Consider the following 18,282-nt stretch of genomic DNA (forward strand, 5'->3'; position numbering starts at 1 on the left):
TGTAGCTGCCATCGGCATTGACAATAACACTGCCATTTGTAGTTTCTTCATCTAAAGCATAAGTGAGGGTGTCACCATCCACATCAGTGGCTGTCGCTAACTGACCTTCAGCTACGGTGTCTTCTGTAGCAGCAATAACACTATCTTCTGAGACTGGCGCATCATTTACGGCAGCGATAGTGATTGTTGCGGTTTGAGTGATCACGCCACCCTGACCGTCATCAATGGTATAAGTGAAGCTGTCTTCGCCATTGAAGTCGGCGTTTGGCGTGTAGCTATAGCTACCATCTGCGTTGACAGTGACAGTACCATTGGCAGCATTGTCTTTTAATGCATAGGTTAAGTCATCACCATCCGCATCGGTAGCGGTCGCTAGCTGACCAGTCGCGACGGTGTCTTCGGTGGCTGTAATGATTGAGTCTTTTGAGACTGGTAATTTATTAGCAGGCGGTTTTGATGAACTATCACTTGAACCACTGCTTATAGCTGCTATTCCTAACGCGGCAGCGCCAATTGAACCTAATAAGGCGCCATTACTAATACCGCCTATTAATGAAGCATCGCCTAGCATCTCCGATACAAGCGTTGTATAGGAGGTTTCTGAAGCTACTTGTGTCGTCACGCCTGTTTCAGCACTTATATAATCAAACTCAACAAAACCTGAATCACCAACTGTGCCAAGCTCAATATTATTTGTTAGATAATAATCCTCAATAGTAAGTAATGTCTCACCATTTTCATCTGCAATCAGTAAATCATCAGCCACTTTTTTAGCTTTTAGCTTTTTAGCTGGTTGACCTGTTTTAGCTTCCACTAGGCTAATTTTCATGCCTTCTTCAGCAGCTATTTTAGTAGGTTGATTGCTATTTAATACTTGATTAACCAAGTTGACATTGTTTTTGTGAACGGCAAGTTGAATTGTTTGTGACATCATATATCCTTATTGAACTTTCCTACAAGTTAGGAAGATTTTTCTAATCAGAAGAGGTTTTGTTTTAAGTGGGTAACATTAACTAACAGTATTGCTACTATGTTAGCACACATTAGTTTAATCTGACAGGAATAAACGTTTCAAGCGCTTTATTATTTATTAAAACTAGTTCTAAGGTTATATAGCCAGACTGGATAGACCTGCTATTCTAAAAGACTTTTATAATAACTGTATACTTGCAGCAAATATTGAAGATATAAAATAGCTTAGAAGTTAATTACGAATAGATCATGACCCTATTATCGTTCGCCCAAGCCTTCAGAAAAGGTTTTGGTAATAGGTTTGGTCAGATAGGATAGTACTGAGCGTTCTTGGGCTTTGATATCTACCGAAGCAGTCATTCCAGGCTTAATCACAATCTCATCACGACGCTCAGCAAACTCAGCACCAGTAATTTTGATCTGTACCCGGTAATAAGGCTCTTCGCCATTGGGTGTTTGCTCCATCAGAGTATCGGGACTGATATAAACCACATTGCCATTCATAGCACCAAATATAGAATAATCATAGGCATCCAGCTTGACAGTAGCCGCCTGCCCTTCTTTGACATATGCAATATCTGCAGGACTGACCTTAGCCTCAACAATCAAGTCGCTACTGGTCGGCAGGATCTCCATGATGATCTCACCTGGCTTGACCACGCCGCCGATAGTAGTGATAAGGATGTTATTGACTTTGCCATCTGTGGGGGCAAACAGGTTTTTTTCTTCCAGTACTTGTGAGAAATCACGCAATTGCTCAAGCTCAGTATCTAACTCCTCTTGTGCTTTGGTCATTTCTGACTGCGCTTCTTCGAAGTATTTATTACGCTTATTGGTGATTTGCGCTTGGATTTCTGCCACTTGCCGACGGAGCTTAATTACATCAGCCTGACTGACATCTCCATGAGCAAGTAAAGGCTCGTTCATACTCAGCTCTTGATTTGCCAATACCATCATTTTTCGTAAAGAACTAACATCCTGCTCGATAGCACGGCGGCGGCGATTGTACAGTTGCGTTTGATTGTTTATATATTCATCATACTGCAAAATATCATCTGGAAACGTTAATGGTCGCTCATATATTTCAGCTTCAAGTCGAGCTAGCTTGGCTTTTAGGGCTGCTATTTTAGAGCTTGCATTGGCGACTGCCGCTTGTGCCCGCTCTTCTTCTAAGGTAACAACCAGTTGCCCTTTAGTGACGTCTTCACCTTCTTTGACTAAGATATCAGTCAATACGCCACCCTCAACCGCTTGAATGTCTTGTGTACGAGCACTAGCGATAACAGTTGCTGTGGCTCGAGTCACCTGATCTATTTTTGCAAAATAAGCCCAAATAACTAATACAATGATACCGAATAGAGCGCCCCAAATAATGATACGGGTACGTCCAACTTTAGGATCATGAGACTTATGTTGGTAATTATTCATTGGCTTGCCCTACATTATCATCTTTATCAGACTGATCATCAGCTTTCACTTCAATACTTGAGGTTTTTTTACTGATAACACGAGTTTTTGGTTGGCTGACCTTTACTGCGGTTTTATGAGCAGGTTTTCGCTCTTCATTGCTTTGTAATTGGGCCAGCACTTTTGATTTTGGCCCATCCATCACGATTTGTTGATTGTCCATAATGATGATGCGATCAACCAATTGCAGCAGTGGCATTTTGTGAGTGGCCACGATTAAAGTGTGATCTTCTCCAAAATGCTTATGCAACACATCGATACACTGTGCTTCCTGCCGATTATCCATAGAGGCGGTTGGCTCGTCCATCAATACCACCGAAGGCTTGGTTAATACTAAGCGTGTAAAAGCAACCAACTGCTTTTGTCCTCCTGATAATCCCTTGCCTCCTTCACTAATAGGCAGATCTAAACCACTAGAATGGCTGGCAACCAGTCTAATCAGTCCCGTCTTGACCAACGCATCATGCATAACGTCATCGCTAGGCGCTGGTAAGCCGATCAATAGGTTTTCTCGTAGCGTACCCTCAAAAAGGCGATGATCCTGTTGTAGGTAGCCCACTTGCGCACTCAAAGACTCACGACTGATCTGCTGCATGTCAAGCCCATCTAACAACACCCTGCCCTGTGTGGGCGCATATAATCCAGACAATACTTTTAATAGGGTTGATTTGCCAGAACCAATAGGTCCTAAAACAGCAATACGCTCGCCTGCTTTAATCTGTAGCCTACTGATAGCTAAAGCGGGCTGATCATTATTTTGGTAGTTGAATATCACTTTTTCTAAGTCAAAACTCCCTGAGATATGACTGGGCGATAACGGGTGACTGACACCGTGATTGTCTTGCTCTAGTGAGAATAACTGCTCTATATTAAGTTTGGCAGCTTTGGCATGTGAGTGCTGTACCAATAGATTAGGAATACCCATTACTGGTGCTAAAATACGACCGCCTAAGATTGAGCAAGCGATCAAGCCACCCATGGTCATATCTCCTGACATCACTACAAAAGAACCCACAATCACAATACCGACATAGCTGACCTGCTGTATCATCTGTGACAAGTAACTTAGGTTGTCATTGGCATGCTTCATATCCAAATCATTTTTGGTGGTGATGTTCATCACATCAAGCCAGCGTGACAAAAACTTCCAATTGCCTGATCCGGCCTTAATCGTTTCAACGCCTTCTACCGTCTCTACTAAGATACCTGTCTTGCGATAAGAGGCTTGCGCGCCCACAGCGGCGATACTGTCGATTTTTTTGCGTGCACTAAGACCTAGTACAATCGCCACCACGGCGGCAACAATAGGCACTAAAGCGACTAATGGATTACCAATAATAATAATAAGGGTCACAAATATGATCGCCATCGGTATATCGACCAAGCCAAACAACGTACTTGCTGTATAAAAACTGCGAACCTGCTCATATCCACGCAGCTGCGCCGCCATAGACCCCACAGACCCTGGCATCTGATCGATGCGCACGCCTAATAGACGCTGAAAAACCTCACGTGATAAATACTGGTCGAGATTGACCACCACTTTGTCCATAATCTTGGAGCGGGCAAACTTCATAAAAGTTTCAAATAAGATGACCAGACCTACCCCACTCGCTAAAATAATCAAAGTGTATTCGCTACGAGTTGGAATCACACGATCATAGACCTGCATCGAAAACAGCGATACGGCAAGTGCCAACATATTGATTAAAAACGAGGCAACAACTGCCTCTACAATAATGCCACGGTAGTTTTTGAGGTCTTTTTTTAGAATCTGATCAAAGCTTAACCGTTTACGCTTACTAGGCTCGCCCTCTAATCGTATTCGCAATAACTGGCTAAAAGCCTCGCTTGCATGCACACTCTTGCCCTCAGACTGGCGAAACTGCCACAGCCCTTGCGGGGTTTGCTGCTCAATCACGCCCCATCCTTGCGTAGGGTGCAAAGCCAACAATGGCAAAAATGCGGCATCGGGTATTGGTAAAGATTCTGGCAACTGATCAATGCCCAACTGTTCCAGCACCCTAACAATACTCGCCAGCGTCACAAGCTCTGTCTGCTGATGCAGCACTCCATGCAAGCGCACACTATCAATAGGATAGCCTTGCTGAGTCAGCAAAGTGTGTAACGCTGCCGCCAATTGCGCCGCTTGCTCATCAGGGGCAGGCGTCGATAACTGCGAAGTAGGATTTGCCATCAGCTCGCTGTCAGATGTAGCGTCATTCGAAGCTGGAACTGGTGTGCTCATGATAAATATATCCTGAAAATTTATGGATAGTTAGGGTCATTAAGTGGATAAGTGACGAGACCTGTATTATCTTTGTTGTCACTACTCGCCTCTTTCATCACGATCGGCTCAATAACTGCCTGATCGGGCACCTGCCTAGCAGCCTCTTGACGAATAAACCAGTTTTTGACGGGATCTAGTGGGCGGAACAGCGGGTCTGGCTGACGACTTTGATCAAACTTCTGCCATGGCATCATGCCAAAATCAACTTGCAGTTTATAATACGCTGCAATAATAGACGTTCGTGTCTCAACCAACTGCGCCTGATATTGAGAATGCTCGCGCACCGCATTGAGCACCTCAAGCCAAGACTTGCGTCCAGCAATAAACTGGCGGCGATAAGAGCTCACCACAATCTGTGCGCCTGCGACTGCTGCGATCAAAGAGCGCTCTTGATCCTTAGCACTAGCAAACTGCTGATATTGGGTTTGGATAGTCTCAAGCACTTGTCGTCTTGACGCTTCTTTTGACTGTGAAAGGCTGTTTACTCGTGAGGCTGATGCTCGGGCTAGTGCCAAATTAGATAGACCCGCTCCTGGATCGTAGCTTAAGCCTACCGAAAACTCACCTTCACTATTATTCTGATTGTTGTTTCTATTTTCATCATGATAATAGTCGTATTCGTACTGTGCATAAAAAGTCGGATAACGCGCCGCCTGCAATGACTTAACTTCTTGCTTAGCCGCTTCGACTTGATAATGCCCTTTTACCACAGTAGGATTATAAAAGCTGGCCTGATCGAATGCCATTTTTTCAAAGGTTTGAGAGTAGCCTTTGGCATAGCTGACAAGCTCACCGATATTCGGCACTGGCAGATCAGCTGCTGACAGCTTACGACCAGTGATTTGCTCTAATCGAGCGATGGCAATACGCTGCTGCTCTACTGCTGCTTGATACGAGTTTTGCTCTTGTAAGATGCGATTGGTTACTAAATCCATCTCGATACGCGCCGATACACCTTGATTGACTCGGCGCTGCATCATTTCCTCAAACTCTATCAACAGTTGCAGATTATCATAATAGACTTGCTGCTTAGACACAGCAGTGATATAGCTTTGCCATGCCTCAATGGTGGTTTTAGCGACTTGATTCTGTTGCTCGTAAATATACTCTGTGGCTGCTTTATCATCAAAAAGTGCTTGATTGACGTTGGCAGTAAGCTTGCCACCCGTCCATAATGACTGCCGTAGCTGAAACCGAGAGACCATGCCATCGTCACGATCATAGCCTGATGACAATGTCGGTGCTGGTAGCAAGTTGAGCTTGGCAGCACGGATACTCTCTGTCGTCGCCTGCTGCTCAGCACGTGCCGAACCAACGAGAGGATGGGTTTCAATCGCTTGGTCAATCAATGTATTAATATGCGTATCAGCATTGGCAAATGCCGCACTTGATAGCGTCATCAGTAACATACCTATTGCGGTTGTCGATACCAAAGGTGATAAGCTATGACGTAGTTTTTTTATGATAAAGCACCTTTTAAACATTGGCTTTTTGATCATTGCTTGGGACTGATCGGGATAAAAATAAAAGTGCAACATGATATTATGGCTTCTTTGCTGCTATTGTTTTTTAGATAATAACAAAGTTCATCGTGATGATTATCAATGATTAAAGACGTATTGAAGCGTTTATTAAAAAGTTTTGAGCCCTCAGCGTCAACATATGGATTACCCTATGCCTCACCCTTCAGCGCCTACGCCAACGAGCAAACCAAAAGATCAGCCAATCCTAACCATCGTATTGGCTCTATTACTGCATGTTTTGCTAGCAATCGTTGTCTACTTTACCGTATTCGACCACAAAAAAACGTCTGAATCGCAAGCCTTAATAAATAAAAACCAGCCTATTACCAGCAAACCTATGATAGCAGAAGACACTAAAATCACAATTGATCAAATAGCGGTTGATCAGGTCACAGTTGATGATACAGAGGTTTTTACCGCTAAAGTGAGCGCAAATACAGAACCTACCGCATCAGCAGCCCCCGTATCGAACAACAATACTGCGACCCAAAACCATAAACCGCAAGAGCATACACCACCCCAAAAACCCCCTTCGTCACAAGAGCCGTCTGTTATAGAGACAAGCCGCAGAGCCTCTTTGAGCAAGGATAGCGAGGACAATGATGATCTTTCAGTGACGACTATCAATAACAGAGCTGTCAATGGTGAGCAACAAAATCTGTCTGGGTATCGACTGCAGCAAACCAAAGAAACTCAGCAGCTAAATGCAGATATTGACAAAGACAGCGAACAACTCTCCAAGCTGATCAATGAGGTCAAGCAACGCAATCAACAGCAAATCGATGCGCAACAAGCCAACCAGCCTATAGAGCCGCCTACACTTGCCAGCCCCGCTGATGAGATGATGACGCCCGACTATCCCATCACGCCTATCACCTCACTAGATGAATCAGCGAACAACTAGATAGGTAACAAAAAAGCCATCACAAGTATGGCTTTTTTGTTTACATCAACATTATCTAGAAAAGATAGCAATTATATCACGGTAATATCAGTATCGACATATAGAGTCACCGATGGATCTATAGTGCTCTGATACTGAGCATATCCGGTCTCATCAGACGTTTGCTGTTTTTCAAAATCCGCTGTTAAAGAGACACTATCAGCATTGTCGCCATTGATAAACAGCTCATTGTTACTATCGGTCATCTCAATGACATCACTGGTAGTAAGGTTAGTCAATGACTGTGAACCATTACCTGTCATATCAATCACTTCCATATTATCAATCACGCTACTATCAAAGCCACTAAAGTCAATACTAGTATCTACTAACAAGGTGTCGATGCCGTCACCACCATCCATCAATAGGTTGTTTGCAGAGAATACGATTTTATCGTTACCTGCACCGCCTATCAGCGTATTAGCACCTGTACCACCATCAAGGAAGTCATTGCCACTACCAGCCGTTAAGATGTCATTACCTGCGCCGCCTGTATAATTCACAGCGACAGGCTGTCCCGAAGCATCAAGGATATCGTTCTCCGCTGTACCTACAAAGGTTTTGGTAAAGACAATATCTACAGACACCTTTTCGGTCACTTCAGTTGATACACTATCAGCCATACCTGTAGCTTTATCGGTCGTACTAAGCGCAAAGTCCAGATCGCCTTTTAACGGTATGGATGACTGAATTTGCAGGTCATTGATTTGCTCAGGAGTAATCCCCGTTATGGTATAGCTGTTAGCGACATCATCCCACACGGCAGTCAACATTTCACCTGTACTCTTCACTCTAAAGCGTAAGACATCATCGGTTAAGCTCGTACCATCATCAGTGACAACTATATTAACGGTCTCACTACCATCCGTATCTTGCATAGTTGCGTTTAGATTCAGCGTGGTCCACTTACCCTGACTACCAAGAATAGTAGAAGGATTAGCAGCTACCCCATCAGCGACTGGTTTGACCTCAAGATCAATCTCTAGCGGATCACTGATCATCCCGCTGTCATTGACCACTTTCATCTCGATACCAGACACGATACCACTGACGTTTTCCGGTGGCATGATGAATATATTTGACGTTTCGCCAGTATTAGTATCACCCAGTTTGGAGACATCAATAGACCATGAGTTATTACCACCAGAATTACCATTGTTACTTGCCAAGACGGGATTGCCATTAGCATCAGTATAGTAGACCAGATAACCATTAGGGATATTGTCTAAGGTGATGGCAGTAGCGGCATCAGTATTGTCTTTATCGATAGTCGCAATCTTATAGTCGATAGCAATCATAGTATCTTCATTACCGCTAGCAGTGGTTGTTGATTGATCACTCTTATCAGTAATACTTAGATTGTCTGGCTGCGACTCGACTGTGACGTCATAACTGTGCTTATAAGTCTTTGTACCACTGTCATGTCCGCTGATATTATGACTCTCTTTATGAGCGGCATAGACATCAACTGTTGCCGTGCCATCTTCATTTTCGGCAGGCTCATAAAAAATAGGCGTGCCTACATCTACGATATAATAATCACCAGCTGGAATATCAGCAACGTCACCATCTGCCAATGTTACAAGCGTCAAGTCGTTACCATTATCATCCGTTAGTTTTCCGCTAGTGCCATTATCAGTCGTTAAACCAGACTCATCTAGCTGCAGATACAGCTTATCATTAATAATCTCAACATTATTACCGTCAGCCGTGTTGGTTAAGTCGATCTCAATTTCTACTTTGGTGTCCTCATCCGTATCGACTATAGTGGTTTTACCATCATTGTCTATCGGATCCGTAACTGGCTTGATCTCAACCTTGACGTCGTCAACCTGCACTCGTTCCTCGCCACCATCTTTATCTAACGCAGTAAAGTTGGTATTAAAGGTAAGATCCTGACTGCCACCCGTCACGTTGGTACTAAAATCTTTCGGCGGAGTCACTGTCACTGCATCAAGAGCATCTTCTGGACTGAGGCTACTTGCATCATCCACACTGATGATCCATTTACCGCCAATCTGCTGCACGCTTATAGCTGGATTATCAGTAGATACCTCAGTGCCGACTGGCAGATCAGTCAAGGAAAAAGTATAAGCACTAACTGTATTAGCGGTAGCTGGGTTCAAGGTAGCGTCCAATATATCACCAAGAGTAAAGCTGATATCTTCTACCTGCGAAGGTATGACTGCCTTGCTAGTAAAGCTATCTATCAAGTTAGGCTGGGTAGGATCCTCACCGCCACTCGATCTGTTTGATGTAATATCAAAGGTTTCGGCTACTTTGCGCTCACTACCATCAGTGCCTTGACCATTGATATCTTGAGTGACACCCGTCACTGTAATATTGAAACTGCCTTCTGGTATATTAACCGTACTATCATTACGCTCAAGCACTAGCTCATAAGTCGCTGCAGTGTCGGTAATAGCTGGATCGTTAGGGACATCAACGTACCAGACGCCATTTGATAAGATACCGCCTTGCACATTGAGACCATCAGGGACATCAGTCACTTCTAGACGAGTAAAGCTCTCTGAGCCATCTTGATCAGCTGAAGATATAGATACGGTGACAGACGCCGTATTGTCATTACCGCTGTTATCAATAGTGCCATCGTTTACATTCAAAATCATACTCGGCTGATCAGTAACCGCTTGGAAGGTCACATTAACAGTAGCACTACCTGAAGTGGACTCCTTAATCTCTGAATTATCAATCAATTTAGCGGTGTCAGTATAAGTGTAGTCAAAGTCTATGCTGACATCATCATCGCTATGACGTTTATCGTCATCGTACATAATCTCGATTGTCTGATCGGGCGTAAATGTCAAAGTTGGTGGTGGGTTAGTTGTTAAGTCCACTTCAGTACCGTCAACACGTAATATGACGTCTTTAGCCATTAGATCAGTTGCTGATAGCGTGATACTCTCAAGCACTTCTTGACCTTCAGTTAAACCGCCTTGATCTGTGGTTGTAAAGGCTGATTCAAAGTCAATAGTCGCCCACAAATCTTCAGTGGCAACGACTTGAGGATTGCTTATCGTGCTATCAGCAGCATCGGGTGTTACTAGAATAGAGACGTTTTGCTGATTGTGGGTGACACTATCACCAGATACCTTCTCTGTAGTGGTACCAGTAATATTGAAGTTGATTTCACCTGCAAAGTTATCTGGTGTCTGCAGCTGCGCTGTACCGTTTTGCAAGGCCTCAAGCGTCACTGACCATACTCGATCAGTACCACCGCCACCTAAGAAAGTAACCTCTGCACCGATTAAGTTAAAGCCAGCAGGCAAGTCCTCAACCCGATAAATAACTTGCTCAGCAGCTGGGCTGTCACCATCATATGCCTCGATATCCGCAACACTAGCAAATACGCTGGATAAAGCAATCTGATGGTTGCCTGTACTGTCTAGCGTTGCCTCGTCAGTGATGTAGTTATGTGTGTAATCCACACTATCGATGGTAACTGTGTCGGTTGCTAAGTCGTCATTGGCTATTAAGTCTGCCTTGCCAATGACTTTGACAGGTAGGTTAAGCATAGGACTTGGTGTGCCCGTAGTACCATCTTCTTTACTCACTGCCTGTACTTTTAGATTTACCGTACCGCTAAAGTTCTCAGCAGGGACAAAGTATAAGTTATCTACTATTTTGGTATAATCAGCTATAGTGACTGAACCACTGCTGGTATCTAGCAGTGTTACTGTACTGTTATTATCTTGATACAGCTGCACACCTGCTGGTATATCCGATATAGTGACATCATAAGTCTCAGAGCCGTCATTATCACGCGAGCTTGGGCGGATATCGAGCGGGATACCAAGAGCAGGATCAATCGTTGCTGGTATTGAACCATCACGATTGTTACCACCAATAATGGCTTGATCTTCAAAACCTTCGGCAGGATCAACAGCTAAGGTGGTTGGGTCGGCTACGCCTTTTACATCAAATTCAAATGTTAAGTAACTTTCGCCACTGGTGGCTGTATCTGCTGCGCCACCATCTTCGTCAACATCGACAGTTTTTGCCTCGACCTTGACTGCTGTCTCGGCACCGCTAGCAAGGTTAAAGCCACTATAGTCTTGCGGTGGGGTTACGGTGACGGTATCTAGGTACTCCATCGGAATGTCGACACCATTGCCGTTGTCAGTCAGGCTAACTAAACCATTGCCATCATTATAAGTAAATACCGCCCCCTCAACTGAGGTAAAGTCACTACCGTTCTTATTACCAAAGGTCATATGGGCGAAGGTATCTTCGGAAGTGTCTTGGTTGCTCCAATCATCTATTAAGTTAAATGAACCATCAGGATCAGCGAAAAGATTAAAGGCTTCGTCTTCTTTCGCACTGGCGCTGTATTTATGACTGTCATTAATAGTCAGATCAGGTGTACCATCACCATCGGTATCCTCACCTACTTTTTCGGCAACGGGTGTGACGGTTACCTTTTTAGCAGGCAACGTAGTCGTCTTAGTGACACTATTACCACCATCATCATCAATATCTGTACTTGTGACCTTAAAGATAAGGCTTGTATCTTTTGAGGAATGCGCAGGTGGCTTAACAGTCAATGTATCTAAGAATGTATTTAGATTGGTCGCGCTGGACGTATCTATACTGATAGTCGTCCCACCTACTGCACCTGTCGTAGTGCTGTTAGCATCGGTATAAGTCCAACCTTCTGGGAGGCTAAACTCTATCTTAGTGATAGTCTCTGGGTTAGCGTCGTTCACACCTGACTTGTTATCAAGTACCTTGAAACCAAATTCACTGAGTTTAACTGCCGTATCTTCAGGCGTGCTAATAGCACTAGAGGTAATAGCGACCTGACCAGCAACTGGCGTGACGGTTAGGTCGACTTTAACTGTGTTGATTAGTTCGACTGATTTATCTTTAGGTGTCGAGTCAGCATCGTGGTCTTGAGTATATAAAGATACCTCAATGTCATCCATATCTAAGGAGTTATATTCTGAGGACTTAATTTTAATTTGTGGCTGTGAGCTACTATTAACTGCAATTGTTGTTTTGGTGGGGGAACCATCATTAGCAAGAGCTGGCACTCCGATCAGCACAGTACCGCTAGGACCAACAAGATATTCAGTCGCCGTAGTGCTCCCTGCTGGAGTAAACTCAACGGTAGAGCCAGGAAGTAAGTTATTAATCACAAAGCCATAAGTTTCTCTACTACCATTAGCAGCACTCCCTACTAAGTCACCAAAAGTAGTGGCGATCGGTAAGGTAATATAGTCACCTTCATTAGCACTGACTGTATAAGTGTTACCATTAACACCAGTACTACCTACATAACCAAACTGACTTGCGTCATCACCGCTTTGGTTATTATCACTGGTATCAGTAACCGCTTGGACATTGACGGTAATGGTAGTGTTAGAAGTTGCCCCTGCTATTGGTGTACCACCGGTAGTGACAACGGCACCAGTACTATCGACACTTATTCTATCACCAGCATTATTCACCTCATATTCTGTCACCGACATTCTAACGTTCATATTGGTGGCGTCATCTCTAGGTGGCGTGAGGGTCATTGACTCAAACTGAGCCTTAGTCATGGTGATAGTAGTTGAAGCGTTAAAGTTTGGTGGATTATTAACAGTATCTACATCACTGAGTCTAATTCTAACCGTTTGGCTATTGGTAGTGATATTAATTGTCCCACCATCATAATCTAGTACCGTACCAGCACGGAAACCGCTTAAGTTTACTAACCCAATACGTTCGGGGGTGTCATTGCTGGTACTAAGAGCGTCAAGGTCTGTTCTGTCTCTCACAATAGGTGATACAAGGCCTAAAGCAACAGTGGTATCCTCTTGAGTTATTACGGTTTTATTGGCAGCAAGTATTGGCGCATCAGATACTGGGTTAACAGTGATAGTCAATTCTTGACTTGTTTCTTCACGAGTAGCACCAGTAACACCGTTTGAAACGTTCGCGGTGATAACTGGTAGCGTACCACTGTAATCGCTAGTCGCAACATACTCATAAGTGCCATCACTGTTAAAGGTAATTTCACCGACCTTATTACCATCTATTATGACATCGTTAGCTAAGTTGTTTGAGTTATCAGGATCTACAGTAATAGGTGAGCCAGTACCAATCTGGAAACTTTCTACGGTCAATTGCTCACCAACATCTGGATCATCAGTATCAAACTCATCAAAGATAGTGGCTAGCACGCTGCCCGAAGTTGTGGTGCCGTTTTCATCGATAGTAATACTGTTATCGGCAAGCGCAATATCCTCATCATTTGTACCAGTGATAGTGACTTCAACGTAACGGATTTCACTGCTGCTGATCTCGTTACCGTTAGCAGCAGTATCCACTCCTTTATTATCATTCACTTGTACCGCGTAGCGAATGGTGATGGTTTCGCCTTCGGGGAGGAAGTCAATATCAGTATCTTTTGCTTCAATCTCCCAAACTCCATTATTATTGGTCGCTTGAGTTATTGAGAACATACTTTCTAGCGCAGTTTTTTGCGGAACAGTTAGATCAGTCAAGGCTGTATTACCCTGACCAAAGGTATATTGATTTTCACCTTTAATATAACCCAGTGTCAGCGTATCACTGACATCAATATCACTAAAAGCAATAATGCCACTTTGAGTAATCACTGAGTCATCTGTTTGCTCGACGAAAGATATATTTGCAATATTGCCATTACTGTCAGCAGTGATGGTTGGTTGATCATTAGTTCCTGTGATGGTGATAGTGAGCTTGGCAGTATCAGTACTACCATCAGCGTCGGTTATGGTGTAGTTGAAGGTCTCGTCTCGCGTCTCACCCACTGCTAAAAACTCTACAGCGCTGTTATCAACGTCATAAGTATAACTGCCATCAGCTTCTAGAGTTAATTCACCAAAATTACCTTGAATGCTGCTACCAATGCTACCTGAGACACTACCAAATTCCACTGCCGTTACCGTAGTTGCATCTGCACCTAAATCGTCAGCTTGATCAGGAGCAGTACCCGTCATTACGTTGCCAGTTGCGGTAATTTTGCCAGATGCCTGATCTACATCTATATTTTCAGTAACACTGTTTTTGTCATCATTAGCTGTCGGTGCGGTGTCGATGATTTCAATATCTAAGGTGTCATTGATGGTATCGCCAATGGTGTTGGTTAATACCACGTCAAACTGATCAAATACCGCACCAGCGCTATGATCTTCTGCATTACCATTTTCGGTGTACTCATAAATAAGAGTACCTGTTTGTGAGTCATAGTTAGTAATGACTAGCGTGCCCGCATTGCCGCTGATAGTAATAGGATTGCCAGAGGTTGCTAGAGTGACATCTTGACCGTTGACGGTTAACGCTGTAACGCTCTGTGGATCGGTAATATCAAAGCTATTTGAAACAGTATTACCAGTCGCTTCGGTAACGCTGTTGTCATTTACGGTTAGTGTCGGTGCGGTATCGTTGTCGATAATCGTACCCGTGCCACTGTCATTACCAATGGTAATCGTGGTGGTCTCATCGTTCTCAAGAATGTTGTCAGTTAAGGTTGGATAAGTGACGGTAAAGTCAGTGACACCCGCAGGGACGGTAATAGTGCCATCACCATTGTTGATGACGCCATTACTAAATACGGGGGCATTGGTGTAGTCACTACCCGCTGTGGCAGGATCAGTGCTGCCATCTGTGAGACTAAAGTCATAAGTGACGTCCGCCTGCGTTGTGTCGCCATTCACCGTCACTTGATGCACTAAGGTGTCACCCTCGGTCGCTGTGGCATCGCCTACAGTGACAGTCGGTTTGTCACCTTCAGTATTGGCACCTGGATCATTTGGATCATCAGATTCATCATAAATGGTGCCAGTGGCGACGGTGCTGTCGATATCGGCATTATCAGCACTGTCGATAACAAAGCTCAGCTGCTCGCTGTCCTCATAGATGTCATCATCTTTGACGATAACCGTAATTTTAGGCGCAGCTGTGCTACCTGCAGGTACTTTGACTTGCAAGGTGGTGGTGCCATTTAGTAACGCTTGGATGGCGGCGCTGTCGGTAATGGTCACAGGACTGCCTGTGGCATCAATGTAGCCAATAGAAGCAATGTCCGCCGCTTCAACCTCGCTGCTGCCCGTCGCCACTTTGACAGTGACTGTAGTGGCAAGGTTGCTTAGGTTATCCTGTGCAACGGTGTACTCTAAGGTGTTGTCCACCCCTTCTATGGCAGTATCTTTGCTCGCAGTAATGCCAACGGTCGGACGGTCGCCTTCTTGTGGGGTGCCATCTTGTGCCGCTTCATCCTCAATCACCCCGCTATCAGTAGCGGTGGTAATAGTGACGCCATTAGGGTTAACAGCATTGGAGATGATCAGACCTAAGTCTTCAGTTTGCTCATAAACGCTGTCATCAGCAACGCTGATAGTGATGAGGCTCTCTTTACTGCCCGCAGCGATTAAGACGTCGTCGCCAGTGGCTAAGAAGGCGCTGATCTCACCCTGATCAGTAGTATCAACCACGCTGCCATCGGCTTTGGTGTACTGCAAACGCGCAATGTCACCGGCGGTGATATCAGGACTGTTTGCTGCATCTAGGCGCACGTTAACAACGGTATCTTGGTCACTGGCCACATTTTGGCTGATGCTGAACTCTAAGGTGTCATCATTGCTTGGACGCTCAATAGCGCGGTCTTTGGTAGCGTCAATCTCAATGGTAACTGGCCCTGGAAGAACAGTGAGGTCTAAGACAGAATCGTCAAGGACGTTGCCACTACCATCAACAACGTCATAGCTAATCTCTGGAACGTCACCGGTAAAGTCGCCATCTGGCGTGAAGGTGTAGCTGCCATCAGGGCTCACTGTTAGAGAGCCTACCGGATTGTCATCAGCGTCAACGATATCAACTGGTGTGCCAACAGTAATCTCATCAGGGGTGCCATCACCATCAATGTCTACTTGAACATTATTAACGTTCAACGTGATGTCAGCATCTGTCTCAGACGCGTTGCCTAATAGATTGCCGTCAACTGGCTGACCTTGATCGGTAACTTCCGTCTCATCACCATCATTAAAGTCGCCTAGCTGATCACCTTGTTGGTCTCGGTCTTCATCATAAATGGTACCCGTGTCAGATGCTTGACCAATCTCAACAATGCCATTACCTGCAGAGACAGGGTTACTGATCTCAAGCACCATGTCTTCTGATTTCTCATAGATAGCATCGTCTGCAACAATCACTGTAATTACAGGTGCTTTGTCTTGACCGGCTGGAATAGTAACCGTATCACCATTCTTCAGGAAGTAAGCAATATCAACAGGATCCGTTAAGGTCACTGGTGTGCCATCAGCTTTAGTATAGCTAATAGCATAAATGTCTTGCGGCTCGATATTACTATCTGTTTGATTTAGTTTTACAAGTACTGTGGTGTCTGAGTCACTCTTTGTTTGCTGTGATACAGTGAAGATCAAGGTGTTGTCTACACCCTCAATCGCTGTCTCTTTCGTTGCGTTGATATCAACAACAGACTTATCTCCATCAATAATGGTCATGTCTGCTGTGTCAGAGTTAGCATCAACCTCAATGGCTTCAAAGCCGCCACCTTGCGGATTTGAGATAGTGATATTCACAATCTCATCACCCTCTGACAGCTGATCTTGAATCGTTACTAAATCAAGAGGCGCTGAGCTTGAACCTGCTGGGATTGTCACTGTCGCGCTGCCAGTGAAGTCATCACCGTTTGCAGCAACGCCACTATAAGTCACTTCTACAGTGATATCGGTAATCGCGTTAATCACATCGCCATTAGCGTCGCGCAATTCAACTAGGAAGCTACCAGTGTCACCTTCGTTAACAGTGTCAACATTGTCTACGATAGAAACAGTCACACCCTCTACCGGATTCATAGGATCTGTGCCATCTTCGTCGTTGATGGTGCCTGTGCCAGTCTTACCGTCAACAGTTACTGTGGTGGTCTCACCATCATCAGCAATGTTGTCATCAATGGTTGGATAGCTAACCGTAAATTCAGTAACGCCCGCTGGTACGGTGATAGTGCCGGCAGCTTGGTCATAAACAATGTCTGGGTTGCTAAAGACGGGCGCATTGGTGTAGTCAGCGCCTTCAGTCGCTGTACCTTCAGTAATGCTAAAGACATACGTCTCAGCTTTATCACTTGGTGTTGAGATGGTGATGGTATGAACTAAGTCTCCACCTTCAACGGCCACCGCATCACCCACAGTAATCTCAGCTGTGTCTATATCAACAATGGTCATGTCTGCAGTGTCAGCGTTGGCATCAACCTCAATGGCTTCAAAGCCGCCACCTTGCGGATTTGAGATAGTGATATTTACAATCTCATCGCCTTCAACTAGGTTATCTGCAAGGGTCTGCAAGTCAAGATTAAAGCTACTTGAACCTGCTGGGATTGTCACTGTCGCGCTGCCAGTGAAGTCATCACCGTTTGCAGCAACACCACTATAAGTCACTTCTACAGTGACATCGGTAATCGCGTTAATCAGATCACCATTAGCGTCACGCAATTCAACTAGGAAGCTGCCAGTATCGCCTTCATTAACCGTATCAATCGTATCTACGATAGATACCGTGACGCTATCTAGTGGATTTAGAGGGTCTGTGCCATCTTCATCATTAATAGTACCTGACTGAGCATTATCACCAATGCTTGCACCATTATCATTACGGGCATCACTAATATTTAAGGTTAGTGTCTCTTGTCCTTCATAAACACTGTCGTCTGCAATTTCAAAGACAACTGGCACCTCTTTACTGCCCGCTGTTATCACAACGGCTGCACCATTGGTTAAGAAGCTTTCAATAGCAGATGGGTCTGTTAGGGTCACCTCACCTGTTGCATCTGTATAAGTGATGCTTGCAATATCACTTGCCGTGATACCGGCGCTGCCAACCTTGTCTAGTTGTACTTTAACCGTGGTGTCTTTATCGCTCTTGAACGCTTGAGTAACTGCAAATTCAAGCGTGTCACTGTTGTCTGTGGTCTCAATCGCCTCAGCTTTCGTAACTCCCAGATTAACAACCACTGCAACTGCGTTAACTGTGATCTCAAGCTTAGAGCTATCTAGCACATCACCGCTATCTGCATCAAC

General features: G+C 44.6%; 6 protein-coding genes. 1 reads left to right on the forward strand and 5 read right to left on the reverse strand.

The annotated features are described in order from the left end of the window. The 4 genes from W234_RS13665 to W234_RS0104430 form a co-directional block, all read right to left on the reverse strand. On the reverse strand, positions 1–931 hold a 931-nt coding region (locus tag W234_RS13665), incomplete at its 3' end, for a cadherin-like domain-containing protein (protein ID WP_037058977.1). 299 nt (positions 932–1,230) lie between these two features. Continuing rightward, positions 1,231–2,400, reverse strand: a complete 1,170-nt coding sequence (locus W234_RS0104420) for an HlyD family type I secretion periplasmic adaptor subunit (RefSeq protein WP_025645138.1) — start codon at positions 2,398–2,400, stop codon at positions 1,231–1,233. Continuing rightward, a complete protein-coding gene (locus tag W234_RS0104425; protein WP_025645139.1) occupies positions 2,393–4,687 on the reverse strand; it encodes a type I secretion system permease/ATPase in 2,295 nt (764 codons plus the stop codon). The genes W234_RS0104420 and W234_RS0104425 overlap by 8 nt, the downstream gene beginning before the upstream one ends. 20 nt (positions 4,688–4,707) lie before the next feature. Beyond that, positions 4,708–6,129, reverse strand: a complete 1,422-nt coding sequence (locus W234_RS0104430) for a TolC family protein (RefSeq protein ID WP_084212617.1) — start codon at positions 6,127–6,129, stop codon at positions 4,708–4,710. Between the two features lie 274 nt (positions 6,130–6,403). Between W234_RS0104430 and W234_RS0104435 the strand changes: the two genes are divergently transcribed. Then, positions 6,404–7,156 carry a hypothetical protein gene (locus W234_RS0104435; protein WP_025645143.1) on the forward strand — a complete coding sequence of 251 codons (753 nt, stop codon included), beginning with the start codon at positions 6,404–6,406 and terminating at the stop codon, positions 7,154–7,156. A gap of 71 nt (positions 7,157–7,227) precedes the next feature. On the opposite strand, the gene W234_RS0104440 is transcribed toward W234_RS0104435, so the two are convergent. Beyond that, positions 7,228–18,261: a VCBS domain-containing protein gene (locus tag W234_RS0104440; protein ID WP_227501934.1), complete on the reverse strand. Its 11,034-nt coding sequence runs from the start codon at positions 18,259–18,261 to the stop codon at positions 7,228–7,230. Between the last annotated feature and the right edge of the window lie 21 nt (positions 18,262–18,282).

The sequence above is a fragment of the Psychrobacter sp. TB15 genome (genome assembly GCF_000511655.1).
GTDB lineage: Bacteria > Pseudomonadota > Gammaproteobacteria > Pseudomonadales > Moraxellaceae > Psychrobacter > Psychrobacter submarinus.

Coding starts and splice junctions, on each gene's coding strand:
- W234_RS0104425 (WP_025645139.1), bottom strand. CDS start 4,687: ATGAGCACACCAGTTCCAGCTTCGAATGACGCTACATCTGACAGCGAG.
- W234_RS0104435 (WP_025645143.1), top strand. CDS start 6,404: ATGCCTCACCCTTCAGCGCCTACGCCAACGAGCAAACCAAAAGATCAG.
- W234_RS0104430 (WP_084212617.1), bottom strand. CDS start 6,129: ATGACGCTATCAAGTGCGGCATTTGCCAATGCTGATACGCATATTAAT.
- W234_RS0104420 (WP_025645138.1), bottom strand. CDS start 2,400: ATGAATAATTACCAACATAAGTCTCATGATCCTAAAGTTGGACGTACC.